General features: G+C 43.8%; 21 protein-coding genes and 1 other annotated feature. Of the genes, 4 read left to right on the top strand and 17 right to left on the bottom strand.

The features are described 5' to 3' along the window. Window positions 1-23: 23 nt before the first annotated feature. Window positions 24-1,961 carry a 1,4-alpha-glucan branching protein GlgB gene (glgB, locus tag MHH63_RS10905; RefSeq protein ID WP_341171487.1) on the bottom strand — a complete coding sequence of 646 codons (1,938 nt, stop codon included), beginning with the start codon at window positions 1,959-1,961 and terminating at the stop codon, window positions 24-26. Window positions 1,962-2,177: 216 nt separating this feature from the next. Here glgB and MHH63_RS10900 point away from each other — a divergent pair, with 216 nt between their 5' ends. Then, the gene (locus MHH63_RS10900; RefSeq protein WP_076130041.1) at window positions 2,178-3,401 is read left to right on the top strand and encodes a glucose-1-phosphate adenylyltransferase; all 1,224 of its coding nucleotides are present in this window, start codon (window positions 2,178-2,180) and stop codon (window positions 3,399-3,401) included. 100 nt (window positions 3,402-3,501) lie between these two features. Here MHH63_RS10900 and MHH63_RS10895 read toward each other — a convergent pair whose 3' ends face one another. The 6 genes from MHH63_RS10895 to MHH63_RS10870 all read right to left on the bottom strand — a co-directional run bounded on the left by MHH63_RS10895 (window position 3,502) and on the right by MHH63_RS10870 (window position 9,988). After that, window positions 3,502-4,560 (bottom strand): GNAT family N-acetyltransferase, encoded by a 1,059-nt coding sequence (locus tag MHH63_RS10895; protein ID WP_081387185.1) that lies wholly within the window; start codon window positions 4,558-4,560, stop codon window positions 3,502-3,504. 6 nt (window positions 4,561-4,566) lie between these two features. Next, window positions 4,567-6,033, bottom strand: a complete 1,467-nt coding sequence (locus tag MHH63_RS10890; protein WP_341171999.1) for a HAMP domain-containing sensor histidine kinase — start codon at window positions 6,031-6,033, stop codon at window positions 4,567-4,569. Next, window positions 6,030-6,728, bottom strand: a complete 699-nt coding sequence (locus MHH63_RS10885; protein ID WP_036687642.1) for a response regulator transcription factor — start codon at window positions 6,726-6,728, stop codon at window positions 6,030-6,032. Before MHH63_RS10885 ends, MHH63_RS10890 begins: the two co-directional genes overlap by 4 nt. Next, a complete protein-coding gene (locus tag MHH63_RS10880; RefSeq protein WP_254847685.1) occupies window positions 6,721-8,001 on the bottom strand; it encodes a hypothetical protein in 1,281 nt (426 codons plus the stop codon). The genes MHH63_RS10885 and MHH63_RS10880 overlap by 8 nt, the downstream gene beginning before the upstream one ends. A 34-nt stretch (window positions 8,002-8,035) precedes the next feature. Then, complete coding sequence (locus MHH63_RS10875) at window positions 8,036-8,761, bottom strand: phosphonate ABC transporter ATP-binding protein (protein ID WP_036687647.1); 726 nt, start codon at window positions 8,759-8,761, stop codon at window positions 8,036-8,038. A gap of 90 nt (window positions 8,762-8,851) precedes the next feature. Then, a complete protein-coding gene (locus tag MHH63_RS10870; protein WP_341004285.1) occupies window positions 8,852-9,988 on the bottom strand; it encodes an MFS transporter in 1,137 nt (378 codons plus the stop codon). A 178-nt stretch (window positions 9,989-10,166) separates the two neighbouring features. Here MHH63_RS10870 and MHH63_RS10865 point away from each other — a divergent pair, with 178 nt between their 5' ends. The 3 genes from MHH63_RS10865 (at window position 10,167) to MHH63_RS10855 (ending at window position 12,684) form a co-directional block, all read left to right on the top strand. After that, a complete protein-coding gene (locus MHH63_RS10865; protein ID WP_036687649.1) occupies window positions 10,167-11,084 on the top strand; it encodes an ArsR/SmtB family transcription factor in 918 nt (305 codons plus the stop codon). 36 nt (window positions 11,085-11,120) lie between these two features. Next, the gene (locus MHH63_RS10860) at window positions 11,121-11,867 is read left to right on the top strand and encodes an HAD family hydrolase (protein WP_076098782.1); all 747 of its coding nucleotides are present in this window, start codon (window positions 11,121-11,123) and stop codon (window positions 11,865-11,867) included. A 109-nt stretch (window positions 11,868-11,976) separates the two neighbouring features. After that, on the top strand, window positions 11,977-12,684 hold the full coding sequence (locus tag MHH63_RS10855; RefSeq protein WP_340951249.1) for a DsbA family protein: 708 nt from the start codon (window positions 11,977-11,979) through the stop codon (window positions 12,682-12,684). 142 nt (window positions 12,685-12,826) lie between these two features. On the opposite strand, the gene MHH63_RS10850 is transcribed toward MHH63_RS10855, so the two are convergent. The 10 genes from MHH63_RS10850 to MHH63_RS10805 form a co-directional block, all read right to left on the bottom strand. Continuing rightward, a complete protein-coding gene (locus MHH63_RS10850) occupies window positions 12,827-13,783 on the bottom strand; it encodes an ABC transporter ATP-binding protein (protein ID WP_076130038.1) in 957 nt (318 codons plus the stop codon). Continuing rightward, entirely contained in the window at window positions 13,773-14,759 is a 987-nt protein-coding gene (locus MHH63_RS10845; protein WP_076281726.1) for an ABC transporter ATP-binding protein, read from the bottom strand. Before MHH63_RS10845 ends, MHH63_RS10850 begins: the two co-directional genes overlap by 11 nt. 1 nt (window position 14,760) lies before the next feature. After that, window positions 14,761-15,663 (bottom strand): ABC transporter permease, encoded by a 903-nt coding sequence (locus tag MHH63_RS10840; protein WP_081387748.1) that lies wholly within the window; start codon window positions 15,661-15,663, stop codon window positions 14,761-14,763. Between the two features lie 36 nt (window positions 15,664-15,699). Then, on the bottom strand, window positions 15,700-16,662 hold the full coding sequence (locus tag MHH63_RS10835) for an ABC transporter permease (RefSeq protein ID WP_036687660.1): 963 nt from the start codon (window positions 16,660-16,662) through the stop codon (window positions 15,700-15,702). Between the two features lie 75 nt (window positions 16,663-16,737). Continuing rightward, window positions 16,738-18,879, bottom strand: coding sequence for a peptide ABC transporter substrate-binding protein (locus tag MHH63_RS10830; protein WP_076130036.1), 2,142 nt, complete (start codon window positions 18,877-18,879; stop codon window positions 16,738-16,740). Between the two features lie 549 nt (window positions 18,880-19,428). After that, the gene (locus MHH63_RS10825; protein ID WP_339187274.1) at window positions 19,429-20,295 is read right to left on the bottom strand and encodes an SDR family oxidoreductase; all 867 of its coding nucleotides are present in this window, start codon (window positions 20,293-20,295) and stop codon (window positions 19,429-19,431) included. Window positions 20,296-20,297: 2 nt separating this feature from the next. Beyond that, window positions 20,298-20,801 (bottom strand): hypothetical protein, encoded by a 504-nt coding sequence (locus tag MHH63_RS10820; RefSeq protein WP_179089435.1) that lies wholly within the window; start codon window positions 20,799-20,801, stop codon window positions 20,298-20,300. A gap of 116 nt (window positions 20,802-20,917) precedes the next feature. After that, window positions 20,918-21,478, bottom strand: a complete 561-nt coding sequence (locus MHH63_RS10815; protein WP_076279322.1) for a MarR family winged helix-turn-helix transcriptional regulator — start codon at window positions 21,476-21,478, stop codon at window positions 20,918-20,920. Window positions 21,479-21,678: 200 nt separating this feature from the next. Further along, the gene (locus tag MHH63_RS10810) at window positions 21,679-22,545 is read right to left on the bottom strand and encodes a GNAT family N-acetyltransferase (protein WP_341171486.1); all 867 of its coding nucleotides are present in this window, start codon (window positions 22,543-22,545) and stop codon (window positions 21,679-21,681) included. A 130-nt stretch (window positions 22,546-22,675) separates the two neighbouring features. Continuing rightward, window positions 22,676-22,910 (bottom strand) — a binding site (T-box leader). Between the two features lie 196 nt (window positions 22,911-23,106). Then, window positions 23,107-24,099 carry a helix-turn-helix transcriptional regulator gene (locus tag MHH63_RS10805; protein WP_341171485.1) on the bottom strand — a complete coding sequence of 331 codons (993 nt, stop codon included), beginning with the start codon at window positions 24,097-24,099 and terminating at the stop codon, window positions 23,107-23,109. Window positions 24,100-24,169: the final 70 nt, after the last annotated feature.

The following is a 24,169-nucleotide window of genomic DNA, read 5'->3' as shown; positions in this document are numbered from 1 at the left end:
GGATTCTCTATTCGTACTTAGATCTATAACTCTTTTGCCTCTTTATTCTTACCCATTCGTGACGTTTTTTTAAACACCAGAAAGCTAAGGGGCGGAAGAGTCAGCTCTATGCTGTTCACCTGATTGTGCCATTCCAGCTTAACGCTCTTTTGAGGGACATTGTGCAATCCGGAGCCACCATACTCTACATTTTCTGAGCTAAAGAGCTCTTCATAAGTCCCGGCCCGTGGCACGCCTATACGATAATTGTGCCGTTCTACCGGTTGAAAATTGATGACTATAAGCAGCGTATCTCCTGGTTTCTTCCCTCGGCGTATATACGAAATCACACTTTGATCATTGTCATCCGCATCAATCCACTGATAACCCTCTTGAGAATGATCCAGCTCCCACAACGCTTTTTCGGAGCGATACAGTTTATTAAGTGCAGCCGTGTAGGCAAGCATACGACGATGGCTCTCATAATCCAACAGCAGCCAGTCCAGCTGCTCCTGATCCTTCCACTCGATAAACTGACCGAATTCCCCACCCATAAACAGAAGCTTTTTACCGGGATGAGAGATCTGATATCCCAGCAGCTGCCTGAGGCCTGCGAACTTTTGTTCATAAGTACCCGGCATTTTGTCTAACAAAGACTTCTTGCCGTGAACAACCTCATCATGCGATAGCGGCAATGCGTAATTTTCGGCATAAGCATAACATATTGGGAACGTAAGTAAATTATGATGATAAGGTCGCCCACCAAAATCATGTTCTATGTAGCCTAGCGTATCATTCATCCAACCCATATTCCATTTGTAATTGAAGCCAAGGCCCCCTTCATGCACTGGTGCAGTAACCCCTGGCCAAGCACTGGACTCCTCCGCCATCATCAATGCTTTTGGGAAATAATGAAAGATAGCCTTGTTCAGATTCTGGATAAATTTGATGGCCTCCAGATTCTCCAATCCACCATTAACATTCCGCCGATATTGATGATCCCGCTTTTCGAAATCTAGTCGAAGCATACTCGTAACCGCATCTACACGCATTCCGTCGATATGATAATACTCGAACCAAAACAGCGCATTAGAAATAAGAAATGAAGAAATCTCCGGCTTACTGAAATCAAACGAAAGTGTCCCCCAGCCTGGTTTTTCAGCTAACATTGGATCGGCATATTCATAAAGTGGCGCTCCATCAAACATACGTAATCCGTGTGCGTCTTTGGCAAAGTGAGCGGGAACCCAATCTAAAATCACACCGATACCTGCCTTATGCAGCTGATCGATCAAATACATCAACTCATGGGGTTCGCCATAACGGCTGGTTGCCGCAAAATACCCCGTCCCTTGATAACCCCAGGATAGATCATATGGATGTTCTGCCAACGGCATAAATTCCACGTGTGTATAGTTCATCTCCACCAAATAAGGAATTAACAGCTCGCTCATTTCCCGGTAGGTGTAGAACTCTCCATCCTCTTTTTGACGCCAGGTACCGAAGTGCATTTCATAAATGTTCATTGGTTGTTGATATGGAGCTTTGCTTTTCCGACGCCATGCTGCATCTCCCCAGCGGTAGCCATCCAGTTCTGCTACTACCGAAGCCGTTGCCGGTCGAACCTCAGCTTTAAAAGCAAAAGGATCCGCTTTAAGGAAACTTGATCCATCTGAGGCAAGAATCCTGTATTTGTAAAAAGTTCCCGGCTGTATTCCCGGAAAAAAACGACTCCAAAATCCTGAATCGGGTATCTTATATAACGAGTCCACGCCCTGTGTTCCGTCCCAATCATTATGATCACCAGCTAGTCCTACATATGTCGCATGAGGAGCCCACACGGTAAAGCGCACACCGGTAACGCCTTCTTCAGCGGCAGTGTGTGCACCCAGCATAGAATAGCTGCGATAATTGGTGCCCTCATGGAACAGATAGATATCAGCAGCTGACGGAAGGGTCTCGATTTTTGCTTTTTCAGCCAATTCTACACCACCTTTTTCAATGTGCTTGTACCTATTACCTTACCCGAATATTACCATTTTGAAAATGTTTTGATGTTAAAAGAAAAGATTTTCTGATAAAGAAATATTAATTGTAATTTTTCTGTTTACAAAGCAATATATTTCACCTATGTCGTTTCAAGCGCTTGTCGTAAGTTTATATTACAAGCATTGACAAAATAATGGGAGGGATAACAAATGAACAACAAAAAAGATTGTATCGCCATGTTATTGGCAGGAGGGGAAGGCCGCAGATTGGCTCCCTTGACTTCCAGTATGGCTAAGCCTGCAGTCCCTTTCGGTGGACAGTATAAAATTATTGATTTCCCGCTAAGTAACTGTGTAAATTCGAACATTGATACAGTAGGTGTTCTGACACAATACGAAGCTGACTCTTTGCATAATCATATCGGTGAAGGTGAGCCTTGGGGCTTAGTTAGTCAAAAGGATAAAGGTGTCACACTGCTTCCTTCAGGTGTTGAAGGCAGAGACAGTTATACAGGGACTGCTGATGCGATTTATAAAAACATTGACTTTATTGATAGCCGCAACCCAGAACATGTGCTCATTCTATCCGGTGACCATATTTACCATATGAATTACCGTAAGATGCTGAATTATCATATTGAAAAAGGAGCAAAAGCAACCATCTCCGTAATGGAGGTTCCTTGGGATGAGGCTAGTCGTTTTGGAGTAATGAACGTAAACGATGATCTGAAAATTTCCGAATTCGCGGAAAAACCTAAAGTACCAAAAAGTAATCTTGCTTCAATGGGTATCTACCTGTTCGAGTGGGCTTATCTGAAGGAGCACTTGTTGCGGGATGCAGCTAATCCTAATTCCAGTCATGACTTTGGTAAAGACGTAATTCCTACCATGCTGGATCAGAACGATGATTTATTCGCTTACCGTTTCAAGGGTTACTGGAGAGATGTAGGTACAGTCGGCAGTCTTTGGGAAGCACATATGGACCTTCTGCAAAAAGACAATGGCATGAAGTTAGACAAGACTCATTGGCCTATGTATAGTCGGGTTCGCCGGACTAAGCTTGCAGTTCATAAACCACGTGTACAGAACCCAGCAACGGACTCTCTCGTGAATGAATCCTGCTCCCAAGAAGGTAGTCTACAACGTTCTGTAGTCTTTAATGGGGTAGAAATCGGTAAGATGAGCCAGATCAAACAAAGTGTTATTATGCCTGGAGTTCGCATTGGCCGTGGAGTGCTGATTGAGAATGCCATTATTGGTGAAGGGGCAATCATTAAGGATGGAGCAGTCATCAAGGGAAGCATAAATAATATCGTTGTCGTTGGACCACATGAGACTGTGGCTGCCAAGCCGGCGGTCCGAAACCAACCTTCCCGTCTGTTTCAGGATGTGTATGAGAAGACAGGACGTTTGCGTGAAGTTCTTCCTTCATAACAACCATTATATAGAAAAATACTTTATATAAAAAGGGGCTGTTGTCCTGGTCGATCATGACCAGAGCAACAGCCCCTTCGGTTGTAAAGAATTAGTGATTTTATGAATTACGGCTAGCCGTCCATTCTCTGTCTAATATGCTCATTTCCACACAATCTACATATTGCTCACCGAATAAAGCAGACTCACGTTGAACACCCTCCCGCTTAAAGCCAACAGCTTCATAAGCTTTCAGGGCAGCCGTATTGAAATCGAAAGCACCCAGAGACAGACGATGCAGGTCCAGACCTTCAAATCCGATTCGAAGCATCTCTTGCATCATCCGTTTACCAATGCCTTTACCTTGAAACTCAGGATCTACTACTACCCTGCCGATACGTGCAGAACGATTAACCCGGTCAATGGCTGAAAAGCTAATATGGCCCACTACCTGCTGCGTAGCTTCTTGAATTGCACAGAAGATAAGACGATCGGATAAGCCTGGATGATTAGCATCCTTTAAGTATTTAACAAGCTGCTCATCCTCTAAAGGATAAGTTAGCGAAGGTCCTGCCCACTGCTTCAGATACTCTGGAGAAACACTCCAGCGCTTTAAGTGTTCAAAATCAGATTCTGATATAAATCTGAGAATCAGACGGTCTGACTCAGCACCTTCCTCAAAATGTTCATATAAGTTCACTAAACGACCATTTCCCATATCGTTAGTGCCCATGTAGTGAAAACCCATGCTCTGATAATAACGATTGAGCTTAATGTTATGTGCCACAGTGTCAAACCTAAGGCTCTTACAGCCTAGATCTTTGGCTAGAACTACTGCATATTTAAGCATTTGCTGTCCAAGTCCTCGGCCGCGGTGGGAGTCTTTCACAGCCAATCGGTGCAAATAAGCGTAGGACTCATCATTTTTACTGCCCCAGTACTGTGGATCACTGAATTGCAACGTGAACATGCCAACTACAGCCCCATCGTCAAGGGCTAAATAAACATGTCTGTCAGCAAAATATCCTGCTATATCGGTCTCGGTAAATTGTCCGGGTGTCCATTGCTTAATTCCATTAAGCTCCATCCACCCCGCCGCTTCTTGCAGTAGCCTCAAGATGTCGCTAACCCGATCTGGCTCTCCACGAACTATACGGATCGAATTCTTCGTTACCCCCATCTCACGTTAGGCCTCCCAATCATCTAATTCAGGAAAGGTAGCTGTCACTTGAGTTACCTCTTCTGTGATAACTTCCGGCTGTGGTTCTGTAAGAGGCAAGATGACGGTAACTTCCGTTCCTTTTCCAAGCTCACTTGCCATATCAAGTGTCCCATTATGAAGTTCTACAAGTTGCTGTGAAATCGCTAACCCCAAGCCTGTTCCTCCATTAAGTGCATCCACTTGAAAGAAACGGTCCTTCACTCTGGATATATGTGCTTCACTAATCCCTATCCCGCTGTCTCGTACCATAATCGCTGTTTCTGTAGCAGACAGTCTCTTTGCTGACAGTTCAATACTGGAATCTTCATGTGAGAACTTCACTGCATTGTCTACCAAGTTTAAGAATACCTGTTTTAGCCGATTGGCATCCCCTTTAACAAAGATCGCATCTTCACATTCCAGCAACAGATGTATTCGTTTCTTTTCCGCTTTAGCCCAAACATTCAGTATCGTCTCTTGCAGCAGTACCTTTACATCTACAACCCCAATCGACAGCTTCATCTGGTTCTGCTGCAGCTTAGAAAAGTCGAGAATTTCTTCCACCAGCCCAATCAGGCGTTCACTTTCTTTGGAAATGATGCTGACTCCAAGTTTTGTCTCCTCCGGATCATACCCGCCGGATACCAAGGTTTCACTCCAGCCCTTGATACTTGTAAGAGGTGTCCGCAGCTCGTGAGAAATGGATGAGATAAAATCATCCTTAATCTGATTACTGCGTACAATTTCCTGAGCCATATAATTCAGCGTTGAAGCCAAATCACCAATCTCAAATTTATAGTCTCCCTTAATCCGTACGTTGAATCTCCCCTTCGCCATCTGAGCTGAAACTGCCGTTATATTATTCAGCGGCTTCACAATCGAGTTGGCCAGTCCGAAGCTAAACCCAACAACTACAGCCATAACAGCTGCAGCAATAGCAGTGGACAATAAAGTTAGATTAAGCAAATCATTATTGATTTCTTCTAGTGAAGTAATATACCTTAGGACATACTTATCCTGTCCATGAATCTGCAGCATTTTGGAAACCGCCATCACGCTCTCATTCGTGCCTGCCTGACGCCCTACCCAGCGCCCAACGCTGCCGCCAACGGCTTCTGGTACATCACTGGTCGTAATGGTCCGATCCGGCTGAAAGCCAGTGGAACTAGTGATGATATCCCCATTTAGCGATAAGATTTCCAGCTCCGTCTTGCTCAATGAGAACCTCTCCAGTACTTCTTGTAGCAGATAGATGCTATTATCGCTGGGTATCATGTTCTTTTGAAAAAACGACTCTGAAACAGAAATGTGATTTTTAATCTTGCTGTATACACTGTCATAATAATATGTTCTGATGGCCAGCAGGAAGATAACTTCTACGAGGAGAAGCGCCAAAAAAACTACAAGAATGTAGTGCAGAACAATCTGTCTGCGCATCCCCTTCTTAATCATTGTCCTTGGCCTTTCCATCTATATCCGTGCCCCCATACAGTCTGCAAAAATTCCGGCTCCGAAGGATTGTTCTCAATCTTCTGGCGTAAGCGCCGGATATTTACATCTACAATTTTGGGATCACCCATATACTCCTTGCCCCACACATGATCCAACAGAAGATCGCGGCTAAGTGGAGTGTTTTCTTTTTCAAGAAAGAATTGAATCAGAGAGAACTCCGTGGGCGTCAGTTCAATGGCTACATTATCACGTTTGAATTGTTTGGTAATAAGATCCAAGCTGAAAGGCCCCGAATGAAAAGAAACCTTGGCCGACTGTTCACGATGCACATTTACACGGCGCAGCAAAGATTGAATACGTGCAATTAGCTCCGTTGGGCTAAATGGCTTACTAACATGATCATCTGCACCTACGGACAAAGCGTAAACTTTATCCTGCTCCTGAACCTTGGCGGTAAGAAAAATAATTCCCAAGCGTTCATTAGTCTCCCTAATCCGTCTACAAACTTCAAATCCATCAATGCCGGGAACCATAACATCCAATAACGCAATATCAATATCAGGTATAGTGGTTAATTTATGCAATGCTTCATTCCCGTCAGCAGCCTCCAGCACTTCGAAACCATTACGCTTCAAATTAATGACTATGAAACTGCGAATGGACTCTTCATCTTCCAATATCAGAACTTTACTCATCTATTCCCTTCCTTTCAATAGGGGAGGCAATCTTATTGCTTCCTTCTTTAGTTGTACTTTGTTCTAGCTCACCACGGTAGCCGATGACTTTATCTAAATCCCGTCCAAGCAGCTCCCAGCCTTCATTCTTAGCCTTATCCCATTCCGAAGGAGAAAAGAAGGAAACCTCAGCAAAAGTCTCTCCGGTATCAGTCATGATGAACTTAAGGTTTTTATCCAGAACAGATTTCGTATCAATACTTACCTTTCCATGCAGCTCTGGATCAAAATTAATAGTAAAGCGATCCGATGGATCACGATATAGCTGGACTGCAAAGGTTAGGCCATCTTTTCCATCCCATTTATAATAGGAGGTGAAATAAGGAATATCTGCGGGGTCGAAATACTCCCATCCTTTTGGCGCTTCAAGCAATCCAACTTCAATAATGCCATCATGATCGATATCTTCGCTTGCAATCAGACGATCTTTGTAAGTCCTCGTATCACCTGGCAAAACCACACGCAGCTTGTTATGCTCCATAAGAACCATTAAGCTGTAGGCGGATTGGAAATCCACCGAAGCGTCTAATACGATTCCTTCTTTATCCTTAGCAATCTTTCCTGCGACAATATTGTAATAATTAGAAAAATACGGATCGATATCCTCGATCTTATCGAGCACCTTAAAGCCATCATTGTACTGATAGATCGAAATGGTTGCAAATTCATTTCTTTTAAAATAAACAACGGTGATGTCTTCAATTCCATCCTTGTTAAGATCATCAAGCATATATTTGGTGTAAGGAAGTGAAAGCACTTCTTCCAATGATCCGCTGGAATAGCTATACACGACGAGGCCTTTTTCTTCCCCGCGTGAATAACCTGTAATGATATTCAGCTTCCCGTCACCTGTCATATCTTTCAGATCGACGGACTCCAGCATAGTTCCATCCCCATCAAAAACAAGCTTTTTGACCCAGGCATCTCCTTGCTTCTCTAAGATCATCCCGTGAATCTCTACAGCTTCGCTTGGCGTTCTATAGAACACCAACGACTCCATAATTCCATCGTTATTGAGATCCTCTGTGAAAATTGAGCTCTCATCATTAACCGGGCGGATCAACTCCGTACCCGCTGGAATATGTGAATTAATAGCAGCCATAAGTGTTGCTTTGTCAGCAGACAGCTGCGGAGCTTTCATCTTCGAAACGGGATCACTGATGAAAGTACAACCCGAAAGTACGGATAACGACAGTGTTGCAGCTGCCAGGCACCTAAGACTTTTTATACTCAACCTCATCACTCTTTTCCTTATCCGTGTCCGAACTTTACAAATTTGCGCGTTCCTGAGACGTTAATCTACGTCCCTTTATATCATGCTTAATTCGTCCATCTTCTAGTACCCATATACGTGAAGCGAAACGTTCAGCCAGTTCAATAGGCAGCACCGTCACTACGGTAAGACCCGTCTCTTTACACAGTCTGCGCAAAGTTTCCAATACACTTTCTGCGGATTTGGGGTCCAGACCCGTAACCGGTTCATCCGCTAGAATTACTTTGGCACCATGAGTTAATGCTCTAGCAATCGCTACACGCTGACGTTCTCCACCGCTTAGCTGGCTAGTCTTCATCTTCGCTTTGTCTAGAAGTCCAAGGGCATCTAATTCATCCATCGCACCCATATAATCATCTGAACGAACCATCCCTGTAACCATACGCCACATTGGCGTCTGTGCGGACTGGCCGATCAGCACGTTTTTCAGCGCTGTGCGGTTAGGATTGAGCTCTGCATTCTGCTCCAGGTAAGCCCACTCCCGTCGAATTTTTCTTTTTCCGGAAAAGGCACTCGCCATAATATCCGTACCGTCCACTCTAAAATTCCCTCTGTCCCACTTCTCTCGCAGCGCTAAACAGCGTAATAAAGTGGTCTTACCGCTCCCACTCGCTCCAAGTATGGCTACGAGTTCACCCGGCTCTAATTGAAATCCTATATCCTGCAGGACCGGATTTTTGTCTTCCCCAACTGCCTTGGCTAAGTGTTCAACTGTGATCATAGTTCAGCCTCTCCCTGTCTTCATCTATAATCTATAGTGTACTCTGAATGTGAGTTCAATTTCCATGCGAGCACTCGTTCTTATCTTACCTCAATTTCTAGGTTGTGGCGAGAATAATAACCCCAGCAAGCCGAACACGATATATAAACCACCCATCAGGGCGAAAATACCGCCGCTTAAGCCCACTTGCAGCAACAAACCACCAATGCCGGGGCCGATAATACTGCCAATACTAAAATGGAAAGAAGCAACCACATTAGCAGCAGGCAGTAGATGTCGTGGCAAAATATCCGCGGCCAGACTTAGCCCTAATGAGAAAAAGGAGCCCACTAATCCTCCTGCGATCATCAGAAGTACCATTGTCAGCGTAAAATGATCACCTGCCAGCGGCAACATCGCAAAGGCGATCCCGCCTCCGATCCCGGCAATAATCAGTACCCGCTTGCGGCCAAACCGGTCGCTCCACAGACCTAATGGAAACTGCAGAAGCAGTCCTCCAATCCCCGCAAAAGGCAATAACGCTGCAATTTGATCTGTGCTGTAACCGATACGCAGACCATATACCGGAAAGCTGCTATTTAAGCTGGCTTCCATAAAGCCATATAAAAGGGCTGGAATTAAAGCGAACCAGGCTAAGCTGTAACAACGACCGAAACGGCGAACCTGGCTTTCACCACTCTCCGCTTTATCTGGCCGGGAATCCGGCAGAATTGTAGTCACAAGGATTAAGACTAACAAAAATAGAAATGCGAGAACAATAAAAGGCACGGCCTGTCCATAACGCAGCAGACTTATCCCAAGTGGTCCTAAGCTAAAACCCAGACCATAGGACATGCCATATAGTGAAAGATTACGTCCGCGATGCTCGGCAGGTGTCATAAGCAGAACCCAAAGCTGGGCCCCGTAATTAATCGCAGCATCGCCCACACCCACAAGCAGACGCAATACAAACCATACCTTGATCCCTGTAAAAAAGGGAAACATGAGCAAGCTTACTAAGACTAAACTAATCCCACCAGCTATCAATTTTTTAAATCCAACCGCTCCAAGAACACGTTCAGCAATCAAGGTCATCCCAAATGATCCTATGTATAGTGCAGCAGCATTCAGTCCGTTCAGTGACGAGGACACTCCTTTTTGCTCCAAAAGAATGGATAGAATGGGCAGCAACAGCCCTTGGCTAAGCCCTGCGGCTATAGTAGCGGTAATAAGAATCATGAAAGTCATTTTGCTATTACTTCGTATAGATACTTTAAGCCGGTCTGACACGGATGATATCCCCCTATAATAAAAACAATGATGTGATCTAACGCCAATTGGCAAACACCGAACATTATAGTGGACAACCCTCTTCAAAACAAGAGATAATATGTAGAAGTTACGGATTTCTGGGGGTGCATGTTACATGGATTACGAATTAAAAATCGACGTATCGCCGGTTTATGAACTGTTGGACAGTTTTATGATATATGTAACCAGAAAATGGATCTCCAATTTAGACCTCGGTCCCCACTGGGTTAGTGATGTGGAAGATCGCATTACTCCTCATAAAGTAACAGCTCTCATGCAAGCTGCCGAGTGGCCATTTACAGATTATGATGTGTTATATGCTTGGGTTTACAGCCGGGGGCCCGCAACATCAGTGCTGCATTTCCTGGATGATCTGGATTCAGCTTCTATAGAAGAGTGTTATCAGCAGATCGCACCGTTAATTCATGATTTCACCATAGATGAAGCTTCCCGGATCAAGAGCAGCTATAGTCCGCTTCTTAGACTCTGGTATGAGCAATATTTTCGTCATGTAGAACACAAGATTTTACCGTTATTAATTGAAGATGCCTCTGAGAAAAAAATGCTGGAAAGCAAAATGGACCCTATTTCTTTAATTGAATATGCATCCGGTGGTGTAGTTTTCGAGGATATACGGGATCTTAAGACTATAGTATTATTGCCTACCGTTCATAATCGACCAATTAACACCTACTGCTTCTACAAAACTATGGTGATTGTACAGTATCCTGTAGATGTGCCATTGGAAGATGAAAATGAACCCCCGATGGTGCTATTGCGCATGACCAAGGCGCTGTCAGATCCAACCAGACTCCGATTGCTTCGGTATGTCGCCCATGAACCCAAATCTCTATGGGAGATGCAGTCCGATCTAAATCAATCCAGAGAAATGCTTATGCATCACCTAATGATCCTACGCGTAGCCGGTTTACTCCGTATCCATCTTCGCGGGGAACAAGACGAGCGCTTCAGTATCCGTCCAGACGGCGCTTCTGAGCTTCAAATGTTTCTAGAATCTTATATTCACCTATAGAACACTATACAGATACAGATCCAAGGAGAGAGAGATATGAAATACACAACTCAACAAGTAATTTTCGATCTAGATGATACGCTGGTTCACTGCAACAAATATTTCGATTTAATTTTAGGACAATATTTCGAGCTCATGACTGATTGGTTTAATGAATTTGGGCCAAGCACCAGTGAATTACGCAGCAAGCAAATAGAAATTGATGTTGATACCGTCAACACAAGTGGCCTGGCCAGCGACAACTTTCCCAAATCCTTAATCGCCACCTACCGTTATTTCTGCGCCAAATATAACCGTCCGACAGATCGCTTTCAAGAGCAGCAATTACACAAGCTCGGCCTAAGCGTCTATGACCAAGAAATTGAAGCTTACCCTGGCATGGTTGAAACACTCGATACGCTGAAGCAAGAGGGTCACCATTTATTCTTGTATACTGGCGGGGACGACACCATTCAGCAACGTAAAATTGAACAAATGAAGCTGGATGCTTATTTTGACGATCGTATCTATATTCGGAAGCATAAAAATGTTGAGGCGCTTGAAAATATTTTGGCTACCCAAAGCTTTGACCGCAAACGTACCTGGATGATTGGCAACTCGTTACGTACAGATGTACTTCCCGCAGTTACCGCAGGCATCAACAGTATTTACCTGAAGCAGCAAAATGAATGGAGCTATAACCTTATCGAGCTGGAGCAAGAGATGCAGCAAGCCGTGATGACTATTTCGTCCATCCACGAGGTGCCCCCTGTCATTCGCTCAGCCGCTAAATTCAAAAACTAATAATCTAGCTGCGACGTTACGTAGCATTGTTACAAATGACATATCTACACTACCTACTGGATGATTATACTATTTTTATAGTATTCCTATATTGTCTAGGAGGTGAGATATGAAAAAGAAAGTGTCAGCTAAACAATCTCAGACCAAAAGACCTTTGCTTCCCATGATATTAGGTGTCGTTGTTGTAATCCTTCTCGCTGTAATTGTTTTCATCTTAAGCAATAAGACTGATGATACAGCAGATCTACCCAACTACACCGACGTAAAGGGAAGCATTGTTGTTGATGGGCTGAAATATGAGAAGCAACCTCATCTTGGAAGTCCTGATGCCAAAGTTAAAGTTATCGAATTCGCAGATTTCAAATGTCCCGCCTGCAAAATGTGGACTGAAAAGTATCTGGATACTTTTATTAAAGACTACGTAGATACCGGAAAAGTGGAACTTTTCTTCATGAACTTCGCATTTTTGGACCGGGACTCTTATCTTGCTGCTAGCGCCGGCGAAGCCATCTACAAGCAAAGCAACGAGAAGTTCTGGGAATACCTTCATAAGCTGTACGCTAATCAAGGCGATGAGAGCGAAATTTGGGCCACTCAGAAATTCATTTTAAAATTCGTTAAGAATAACATCGAGGGCATTGATTACGCCCAATTTGAAACAGATCTCAAGAATCATACCTATATGTTCGATGTAAAAGAAGACTTTAAGATCGCTGGTTCCTACGGAGTCAACGGTACTCCTAAATTTATGGTGAACGGAGTGCTGCTTCAGGATTCTTCGTATGAAGGGTTAGCAGCAGCGATTGACAAGCAGTAATCAGTCTTTAAACTGCGCCCTATAAGCTGTTCACTTTGAAAAAAGTGACCTTCTTACAGGGCTTTTTTGTGTGTATGAATTAAAAAAGATGACTTCTGTGATATACAGAAGTCATCTGCTGATTACTTAATTAAGCCACTGCTTATTCTACCAAATGACACACGGCACTATGGCCTTCTGACACGATTTTCCGTTCAGGCTTGACAGCCATACATACATCCGAGGCAAAAGAACACCGCGGATGAAAAGTGCAGCCACTTGGTGGATTAAGCGGTGATGGCACCTCGCCTTGAATCGATACCATCTGCTGCTTCTGCTCCACACTATCCGGAATCTTCAAAATCGAATTTAGCAGGACCTGCGTGTAAGGATGCGTAGGTTTCTTGAACAATTCATCCGCCGGAGCCTGCTCAACCACCTCTCCTAAATAAAGAACCGCGATATCATCACTCAAATACTCCACTACTGCCAAATTATGCGAAATAAAGATATAAGTCAGGTTAAACTCCTTCTGCAAATCCTTTAGTAATTGAATGACTTGAACCTGAATAGATACATCCAATGCGGACACCGGTTCATCACAAATGAGCAATTTGGGATTCAGTGACAACGCTCTGGCAATCCCAACCCGCTGCAATTGTCCACCTGACAGTTCATGCGGATAAGCGTATTGGACTTCAGAAGGCAAACCGACCCGCTCAAGTAGTTCGATCACACGCTCATGCCGGCTTACTTTAGTTCCGATTTTGTGGATAGCCATTGCATCTTCAATAGCGTCTCCTACCGTCATTCTCGGACTGAGGCTCGCCTTGGGATCCTGGAAAATAATTTGCATATCCCGGCGCATCGCCCGCAGCTTCTCTTTATTTGCCTTTGAGAGCTCCACGTCCTCAAAAAATATTTTTCCTTTGTCAGATTCGAGTAGACGCAGAACCATTCGCCCTAAGGTTGATTTTCCTGAGCCACTTTCCCCAACAAGCCCCAGTGTTTTCCCCGCTTCCAGGGTAAAAGAAACATTCTCGATGGCATGCAGCTTTTTTCCTTGTACACGAAAAGTTTTCGAGACATTTTCTACGCGCAAGAGCGGATTATTGGGCATAGGAAGCGACCTCCTCAGCATGATGGCAGGCGATCTGATGATCGGTGCTAAAATCACGAAGCTTGGGAACTTCATTCTGACACCGTTCAGTTGTATAGAAGCAACGATCGGCAAATGGGCAGCCGGTCAATGTCTGTGTAAGTGTCTTTGCCGTCTTTGGAATAGGCATTATTTCTTTTCCCTTGTGGCCCACTTCGATAATGGAGCGTTTCAATCCAAGTGAATAGGGATGCGCCGCCTCACTTATGAACTTGTCCGTAGTGGCTTTCTCCATGATTTGGCCCCCGTACATCACGATGATTTTGTCACAAAAGTTGGTCGCAAGGCCAAAATCATGCGTTACCATAACTACGCTCATCCCATGTTTTCTGCGCAAATCCTGCAATAGTGCAAGAATCTGCATCTGCACAGTGACATCAAGCGCGGTTGTTGGCTCATCGGCAATCAATAATTGCGGTTCACATGCCAAAGCAATAGCAATCATGATACGTTGGCGCATCCCCCCGGAAAATTCGTGAGGATAACTTTTAAATCGTGATTTAGGATCCGGAATCCCCATTTCATGCAAGAGCTGAATGGTGCGGTCAAAAGCTTCCTTCCGGTTTGCATATTGATGTGTCAGCATGGCTTCCATTATTTGATCCCCGATACGCATGATCGGGTTCAAGCTGGTCATCGGATCTTGAAAAACAACGCCGATGTCACGTCCACGAATATCTTCTAATTGTTTGGGACGCATTTTAAGTAAGTCCTTACCATTAAACTGAGCTGTCCCCGATGTTATTTTTCCATTTTCACGGATGAGCCCAATTGATGACATCAATGTAACTGACTTACCGGAGCCACTTTCACCAACAATCCCCAAGGATTCATTTTCATTGATCGAAAAACTGACGCCGTTTACGGCATAAACTTCATCTTCACTGCGGGAGAACTTCACATGAAGGTCATCAATAGAAAGTAGCGGTTCACCCATATTAATTGCCTCCTTTCGGACTGAATGCTTCCTGGAGACCGTCTGCTACAAACAGAAACGAAAGCAAGGTTATTGCAAAGATACCTGCCGGAAAATACAGCAGCCATGGAAAGCCGAGAATATTCTCACTGGCTTGAGCAATCATACTCCCAAATGAAGGGATTGGCGGCCGAAGCCCCATGCCAAAAATACTTAAGCCTGCAATCTGGATGAGATCACCGGGAATCCCGAAGGCGAGAGAGACACCCATACTGCCGATAACATTCGGCAACATATACTGTCTGGCAATATGCGCCTGAGATGCGCCTAACGCTCTTGCCGCTTCCACCATCTCCCCGTCCCGCATACTTAGGACCAGACTTCGGATCAAGCGTGCATACCCCGCCCAACCCGGAATTCCAATTGCTAGAATCAAAGATAAATACCCACGTCCCAGCATAATGACTAATATCAAGGCGAACAAAAATCCCGGCAAGGTCATCATAAAATCCACAGCACGCATAATAATCATATCGGCGATTCCGCCGCGCAATCCGGCCCACAAGCCCAATATGATCCCGATAATGAAGCTGACCAAAGTCGCGCCAAAAGCAATAATCAGAGCGCTTCGAACACTGAACAGAATCTGGCTGAACATGTCATGCCCCACATTATCCGTACCAAAAATATGCTGCCAGGTCGGCCCTTGATTGATAGCCAAAAAATCTCCCGTGCGATAGTCATATGGGGCCACCCAAGGTCCAATGATCCCCGCGATCAAAAAAAGGATAACCCAGACCAAACCAATAACGGCAAGACGATGTCTTTTAAATCGCTTCCAACCTTGATAAAACTGGGATCTCTGAAGATTCTTTTTTCTCTTCAAAGCTACATCCGATTGAGTTGCTGCAACTGTGCCAGCCAATTGCTCCCCCTCCTAGGTTCGTATAGTCTGTGCCGCTTATAATCTGACACGCGGATCAATAAAGGCATAAATAATGTCAACGAGTAAATTCATAATCATAATCATGGATCCCAGCAGAAATACAGATGTGATGGCGAGCGGATAGTCGAAACTGGTAAATGCCGTCTGCATCACCTGACCAAGCGCTGGAATGGCGAAAATTTGCTCCACCCAGATCGTGCCCATCACTGTAAAAGCAAATTGAGGTCCGATGACGGTTATCATCGCAGTCAGCGAGTTTTTGACACCATGCTTAAAAATCATCGGCCAATATTTGACACCCTTAGCTTTTGCGGTTCGCATAAAATCCGACCTCATGGTTTCGATCAGACTGCCCCGCATATATCTGGCAACAACACCGACATTCGCCGCAGATAAACAAATAATCGGCAAAATTGCTTGCCTCCAGTGACCCCATCCCGTTACAGGCAGAATTCCTTGAAACACAACACCAAATAACAAAACCATAATCACCGCGAGAACAAATGCCGGAATGGCCTGACCCGTCAATGAGATGGTGCTTACCACATAATCAATCCAAGTGTTACGTTTGAGTGCTGCAATAATGCCAAGCGGAACCCCGATAATTACCGAAAGAACAACAGATCCAAAGGCCAAAAGTGTACTGATCGGCAAAGCCTGCTTCAGTTGAGTCGCAATTTGCAAAGACGGGTTCTGCATCGAATTACCGAAATCGAAGGTTAATTGATGCCATATATACTTCATGATTTGTTGCCACAGCGGTAAATTCAAACCATACCGGCTTTGAAACTGGTCCATGACTTGTTGATAGAGAACAGGGTTTTGCCCTTGCAGCGGAGCCAGTGCCGTAGCCATGGTATTCGTATTCATGAAACCGCCAGGTGAATAATACATCATGGTATAGCTAACTGAAATGACCAAGATTAAAGTGATAATAATTTGTAAAATGCGCTTTGAAATAAATTTCAATATGGTCAAATTCGAACCTCCTTTACCGATTCACGGGCACCATAATTGGCGCCCGCGATTGGTAATTATTCAACCCATTTAGGATTATTCTACAGATAAAAGATGTAGCCCATAGAAGTTGCCCCATGCCCAAGGATTTGATTGCACTCCTGTAATGCCGGGTTTTACCAAGAAGTATTGCTGTTGATAATACAACGGAACAGCATAAGCTTCTTCGAGCAGGTTATTAACTACCTTAGCCGCGATAGGAGCAGCGTCTTCGACGGTCAGCGCATTTACGAATTGCGCTTGCCACATTCTCAAATCTCTTAAGGTATCAGATTGATAACTGTTGTAATATACCTGTACATCAAGTGCATTTTGATTCAACTTGCCACCTGGCGCGTTTGGTGCTACGAAGGTCCAAGCGGTTACAAAGGCGGCATGTTTTTCATCGTTATTTTTAGCATTTTTCCAAAGGTCTACAATCTGTTGCCATTGTTCAGCGGCCGTTGGAAGCCCCGGTTGTTTCAAATAAGGCTGCCAATCTGCAGGCTGCTCTGCTGTCCATTTATCCAAAAAGGCGATATCCTCTTTAGCAGCTTTTTCTAATGCTGCCCAGTCGCTCCATTCTACACCGGCGTTCTTATTATCCGGATCCCCATATTTTTCAATAGCCGGTTTATAATAAGTTTCCTTGGTCCAATCCACGAATTGTTTCGTAGCTTCTAGCGGGGCATCCAGTGTTCCTATGGAATATAGTTGCTGCGTAGCACCCATGTCCAAACTTCCTGGTTCACTCCAGTTGGTTGCGCCCGACGCCAGAATAAAGCCTGGTTTTGCATCGCCCTGAGGTCCGCTGTACTGATAAGCGTTAAACTGCGCCTCATTGAGCTGAACTAGCTCTGTTTTGATACCAAGATTTTGTTGCAGTAATTGACCTAACGCCAAAGCGATTTGTTCACCCTGAGCATCTACTTGCTTGACCCCAACATACAACGATAGGGTTGGCAGACCTTTACCGCCTTCATAACCAGCATCCTTCAATAATTGTTTGGCTGCCTCGAGATCTTCCGGAAGTCCTTGCTCCAGTTTTTCCGTTGGCCAACCTGGTGAAGCAAAGATATTGGTCGCCCCGCCCATGCCGTTCAGCACCGATTCTACGATCGGTTTACGCTGGATCGCTTTGGCGATAGCCTGGCGCACCTCTTTTTTGTCATATGGAGATTCCGTTGTCGGGTTGCTCCAGAGCAAATATTTGATCGCATAAGTCGCTGCAGTATACAGCTGGGACTTTAGCTCCTCCGTTTTCTTCACGTATTGTAAATCAGACGCGCTTTGGATTAGAACGACATCTGCATGGCCGGACATATAATCCTCCACCGGCACGGTTGTCGCCGGAAGAACATGGATGGTCTCTACATTGCCGTGATTAAGCTGGCCGGCTGCACCTACATAATTCGGATTGCTCACCATGACGAGTTCACCGTTAGGTGTAAAAGATTTAACCATGTAAGGGCCATTGCTCACAAAATTCCCCGGTTCAAACCACTTACCAGGGTTCGCTTCGACCGCTTTAGGATTCATAGGCATCGACCCGGAAAGAACCATATCCCCCAGAATAGCGTGAGGCAGCGTGGTCGTAATTTCCAGCGTGTAATCATCAACTACTTTTAGACCAACTTCTTCTTTACTTACAGATCCGGCATGGTATGCATATCCGTTCTTCACAAAATTAAGTACGCTTAGCCAAAGTTGTGCGGTTGTGTTAGCTGGATCCAATTGATACATATAAGAAAAATAAAAATCATGGGCGGTTACTGGATCGCCGTTTGACCATTTGGCATCTTTACGGAGGGTAAATGTCCAAGTTTTTTTGTCATCGGAAACGGTATAACCTGTCGCAATTTTCGGAACGATTTCATTATCCTGATTGTAGCCATAAAGCCCTTCGAGCAAAGTTCCTTGCCCTACCAGAATTTGTCCTTGCCATTGTGTAGGATCGAGCGTCGGGATCTTTGGATTGAAAACGGTTACCGAACTTCCCGCTTTAATTTCAAGATCAGAAGCGCCCTCATTCTTAACTGCCGTTTGACCCACATCACTGGTTGCTTTTACCGAAGTATTGCTATTACCTGCAGCATTTTTACCGTTCTCATTGGCACTATTAGAGGAATTACTGCAAGCAGTCACAGATAACAAAGAAAATGACAGAAGTAGAGCTAAGAACGCGTTCTTTTTTTTCATCCTCAAGTGAACCCCCTCATACATAGTCTTGAAACAAAAAAACTAACATTTTATTATCTTGTTATCTATGATGTTATCCTTCACCTTTTCATGCTTTGCCCCCCTAAATTTAAACTCCGATGTTTGTTGGTGAACTTACGAATATCTTCTTTTGAATATCACTCAGGAAACTAAGGGTAATCGCTTACATTCTAAAATTTTCCACAAAGATTGTCAAGAAAAAATGTTACGTTAGTTAGCATAACTAGTTATTATTAATATAACTTAATCTTATAATATGAATTTTTCGTTAATTTTTTATTAGCTTTTTTAGTGTTATTTCGTAAATAACACTAACTTATTGACGAATTTTAGCTTATTTCTTGTAATGCTGATATAAATGCTATAGAAGAACTAGTTCTATGAGTTGAGTTCCTTAGGACATAATAAAAAGAGTGCATCCCGGCAGTCATTTTATGACCTTTGGGATACACTCTGAACCATTTAGATATGGGAATCGGAATAAAATACTGTTATCGATACAAATATCAGAATAGGTGGACTCTGCCTCTACCGGAAATTATCTACACACTCATGTAGAAAGGCGTCTAGTGTGCGTGGATCTCTGCCGAGTAAACGCTTCACAGTGTCATTTGGACTTTCTGGCACCATCCTAGACATGGTTTGAATTTCCACAACGTGGTTCGCGAGCCAAAGAGGCAGATTCCCATGCTCAATAAGATTACGGAGTAGTACTTGAGGGTCCATGTTGATGTAACTTATCGGCCGATTAAGCAGGGCAGATAGTCGACTCGCGATCTGGGGATAACTGAAAATCTCCGAACCAGTAAGCGTATATATATGGCCTGATACCTTGTCGTTGGTCAGAACTTCTGCGGCAACGTCTGCAATATCGCGACAGTCAATAAAGTTACACGGTGAAACGCCCATAGAGCCGAAGAAAACATTTTGGGTTGTGATCGTTGGTGCAAAGCGCATTAAATTTTGCATGAACGCATAAGGGCGCAATACGGTATGGGTGATACCCGATACCCTCAACGTGTTCTCAATTTCTTGATGCCAGCCCGCCACTGCCACTGGAGCGCTATGCTCAAAGGCTGGACTGGATATTTTTACGATATGTTTGATTCCAGATTCGGTGGCAATCTGAATGATTGAGGTTTCCAATTCGATTTGTCTTGGACTGTTGGACATGGCAAGGAAGAGCTGGCTAGCACCTGTAAACGCGCGGCGCACCGATGTAGGGTCAGAAGCATCCACAAAAGCGACCTCGATAATTGATCGGCTTTTTTCTCCGATTTGATCACGCAACTTCTCTGGCTCTCTGCTCAGCGCCCTGACAGGTACACCAAGATCAACCAAACGTTCCAAAAGCGCACTTCCAATCGTACCTGTTGCTCCCATAATAACTATCATTTTTATCTTCTCCTTTTGGATGAAAAATCAGTTGTGACGGCAAGTCGCCACCGCCATGTCACTATCGTGCTCGCTATGAATCCAGACAACGGGAAATCGATCCAGACACGATTTACCCAGACCAAGTGATTACTCGGAATCATAATTTCTACTACAACAGATGTCACCCATGCAGCGTATAGCCCAAATGAGGACCCGGCCATTGCGAATACCCCTACCACAACCAAGTGAGGTGCACCGATGACCCATCGCAAATGGCCCACTCGACTATGCAACAAAAGTCCAATCATCAAGGCCATCAAGGCGGATGCACCGCCAATAGTGGTCAATGCCGCTATTTGAAGCCCCCTATCTGCAGTAACCAATCCCCCGATACCTGCCATAATGGCAGGAGCAGCATAGGCCATTACAACTTCACGCCATAGTACAAAAGTCTTTTTCTTGGAACCAACAGCCTTGATGCTGTAAACATCATCTGTCTGATTCGGGTTTTTCATCTGGTTCATTTACTTGCTCCCTTCTTCTTTGAAATAGTTCAACGATTGATTTCAGCGAACTATAATTAGGCGCCTAACTATATAAGAGTAAAAATAGGCTAGCTTCACTAGCCCAATTCTACTCATTACTGATGTTTCCCCTTTGGTTTCGAGCCTAATTCGCCCGTAAGTGCTGAAATGCCTTGTGTAACTCGACCTAGCAAGTCGAGAAATACGCTGCGTTCTTCGATGTTGAGCAACCCCACCATAGCTTCCAGCCGAGCGAAATGCTCAGGAGCCATTTCACGGAGCTTCTTCGCTCCTTCTTCCGTTAAAACAACTGATTTCTGACGGCCATCGTCTGAGCTTAATCGCCGAGATACTAGCCCATCTCGTTCAAGAATGTCGATAAGACCAGTCACTGTAGCACGTGTAACTCCTAGATGCTCCGCTAATTGCGAAGGCAACTCTTCTCCTTCGTTATCTTCAAGATCTGCCAATAAACGATAACGCCCTGTTGATAAACCGAATCTAGAGAAATGAATCTCCGAGGCGTGTCCAAGCATGGCTCCCGCTGCCATTAGCCTAGACGCGACGAGTATAGCCTGTGCGTCTATGTCTAGGTTATAGCGATCAATCTGACGCTTGGATTGTACAAGCGAGGGAATAGCCTCAATGTCGTTTATTTTTTTATTATTGTTGTTCATATATGTAGTATGGTCCCTAACTACTTTTATGTCAACTCATTTTTTTATACCTCGGCAACCCTGGAGTTAAACAGTTGCATTTGGTTGTAACTCTATATTTCTCCCAAAGCTTGATCAATCGACCTTCAAGATCTTCAATCCGTAGTGAATATTCTGCTCTTATTTTCTAAAGTAGTAGAAGTTCTGTCCGCATCATTCTACTATTCAAATTTTAACTGAAGCGAATCACAGATTGGCATATAGCCTATCTTTTGATAAATGCTATTAGATGTGGGATTTGCTAAGTCGGTATATAAGACGCATCTAGTAAACCCTTTATCCAATGCAAGTTGGCTTATTTGCGCCACAATTGAAGTTGCGTAACCCTTTCCGCGCTCATATGGAGGGGGATATACAAATGCTACACCAATAGCCGTCTGCATCTCCCTTGTATATCCTGCCATAGAAACGGGTATCCCATTGTCCTCTAAAATATATAGTTTTTTCGATGCTATTCGGTAGAGGTAAGGGTCTGCATCTTGCGGGATGGACATTTCTGTTTTACCATAACTCCCCGCTGCATAAAATGCTTCAGCCCAGTAAGGGAAAAAGTGAATATCCTTTTTATCTAGTAATCGAACGATACCAACCTTTTGAATGTCTGGGTTTACTGCCGTAAGTTCATATATACGTTGGGTCATGATTGTTTTAAAGGTTGTTCCCTTGCGTAAAGTATATTCTTTGGCAAAATACTCTGCCAAGGTTTTTTCGGTCATCACACCTGGAATTTCACGGTCTTTCAGCCCATCTACCAGACAGTTTATAGCTTCTGGGTTAATTATGTTGTCTGTTGCATAAAGCGTAATATTGTGTGGCGGTGTCATTATGGCGGTAAGTTGTATGCCCCTAGCATCCGAAATAGTTACCATAAGCCAATTTACAGGGTCACGCCAGTCTGTTTTGTCTTTTCCTTCATGTCCAATTATGATATTGCCAAGAGGAATCAAATTTTGTGCTTCATGACGCATCAACATACCATAGGTATCATTGTAAAACTCATACACATCCGTATACAACTTGAATTGCATTGCAATATCCCCCTTTCATCTGGTCAACGTTTTTCCGGATTTTTCGAACTAATCGTTCTTCTTACGGTTTGTTCATTTTTCGCCTGCCAATTTAATAATTAATTTATGAAGACGCAAAAAACCCCATCCCATTAGGGACGGAGTTGCTCCGCGTTACCACCCTGATTGACGTTTATAATAAACGCCCTCTTTGCCATCGTCCAACAACGATGCTTCTTTGTAACGGTAGAATCCCGGTCCCATCTACTATAATTCGGGGGACTGCTCTGAGGTGATTTTTGGATTCGGATATCCGCTGCCTCGCACCAACCGGCAGTTCTCTGAACGGCTTTTCCAGATCTACTTGTCCTCTTCATCGCATTTGGTAATTATTAATTAAGTTTAATATAAGACAATAGGAATTTTCTGTCAATAATTCAAACAACAATAAGGACCTTTAAACTTATATTGCTTCTAAAGCAGATAATCTAACTAATCATGCGACGATATGAATGCGGAGACTACACTACAGTCTGCTTATTTTCTTCATCAGCACATAGCACCAACCTTTTACTTACCTGCTTAATCTGTTTCGATTAGCTTAGAGGTCAACTTCACTACTGGCCTGATATACTTCAAAAACCGCTCCGGATCGTGATAAACGTAAATGATTCTCCCAGCGGAAGTATCAAAGCAGTAACCAGTGTCTGCAAAATTAAAAGTTGCCATTGCCCTTTCCATCTTTTCCTCTACACTACGATTTTCCTGCTCATAATTGAATGGCCCATGTTCAAAAACAATATACTCGGCTTCGAGAACATCAATCATAAGCATTTGTGGAGGTACTTCACCTTTATAATCAAAAGGAAGACGTACACCAAAACACTCTGTACGTGGAATACCCCAATCGCAGAGTCTGCCATCCGGGTCATTAATGTAAGCCATAATCTGACCGCTGCCACCGTTAGATTCACTCCCGCCATCGTCATCCAATTTGCCCTTGATACTATCGAGTAAGCCGCAAATTGTTTCGCAGTCCTGTCCTGTAATAAGACTTTGCTTTTGCCAAAAATCCCAATACCCATTACTCTCATAGTTTTTAATGTGCAAAAATTTGTGAGTGGGAATGGTTACAAAATAAATGTTAAGATCATCTGTAGATTTCATCATACCAATCTCTCCAAATCCGAAAAAGTAGCGGTCGAAAGAGTTTATTTTTGTACGAAGGGCGACAGGCATAGGCTTTTTCCGGTAATCACTTGGAGTTACACCATATGTTCCCTTGAAAGCCCTGGTAAAAGCTTCATGTGATGAAAAACCATAATCAAAAGCAATATCCAAAATGCTCTTTTCACTATCCCGAACCTCTTTTAGTGCAAAGGCTAATTTTCTATGCCGTAGATAATCCCTAAATTGCATTCCCGATATTTCCTTAAATTTTCTCGTAGTATGAAATTCGGAATAACCTAACTTGTGAGAAAGAAATCGTAGCGTTATTGCTTCACTGTTACGATTCTTAATACACTCGTCAATTTCATTAACGATTATTTGGATTTGCTTGTGCCACTCGTACAATTGGTCTGTTCACCTCGTTTCAACCACTCTATAGTCATTGTAGAGTAATGGAATTTGCATTGCTTGATTC

The sequence above is a fragment of the Paenibacillus sp. FSL H3-0310 genome (genome assembly GCF_038002785.1).
GTDB classification, from domain to species: domain Bacteria; phylum Bacillota; class Bacilli; order Paenibacillales; family Paenibacillaceae; genus Paenibacillus_AQ; species Paenibacillus_AQ odorifer.
The sequence above is the reverse complement of the archived record's forward strand: the minus strand, read 5'-3'. Positions and strand labels throughout refer to the sequence as shown.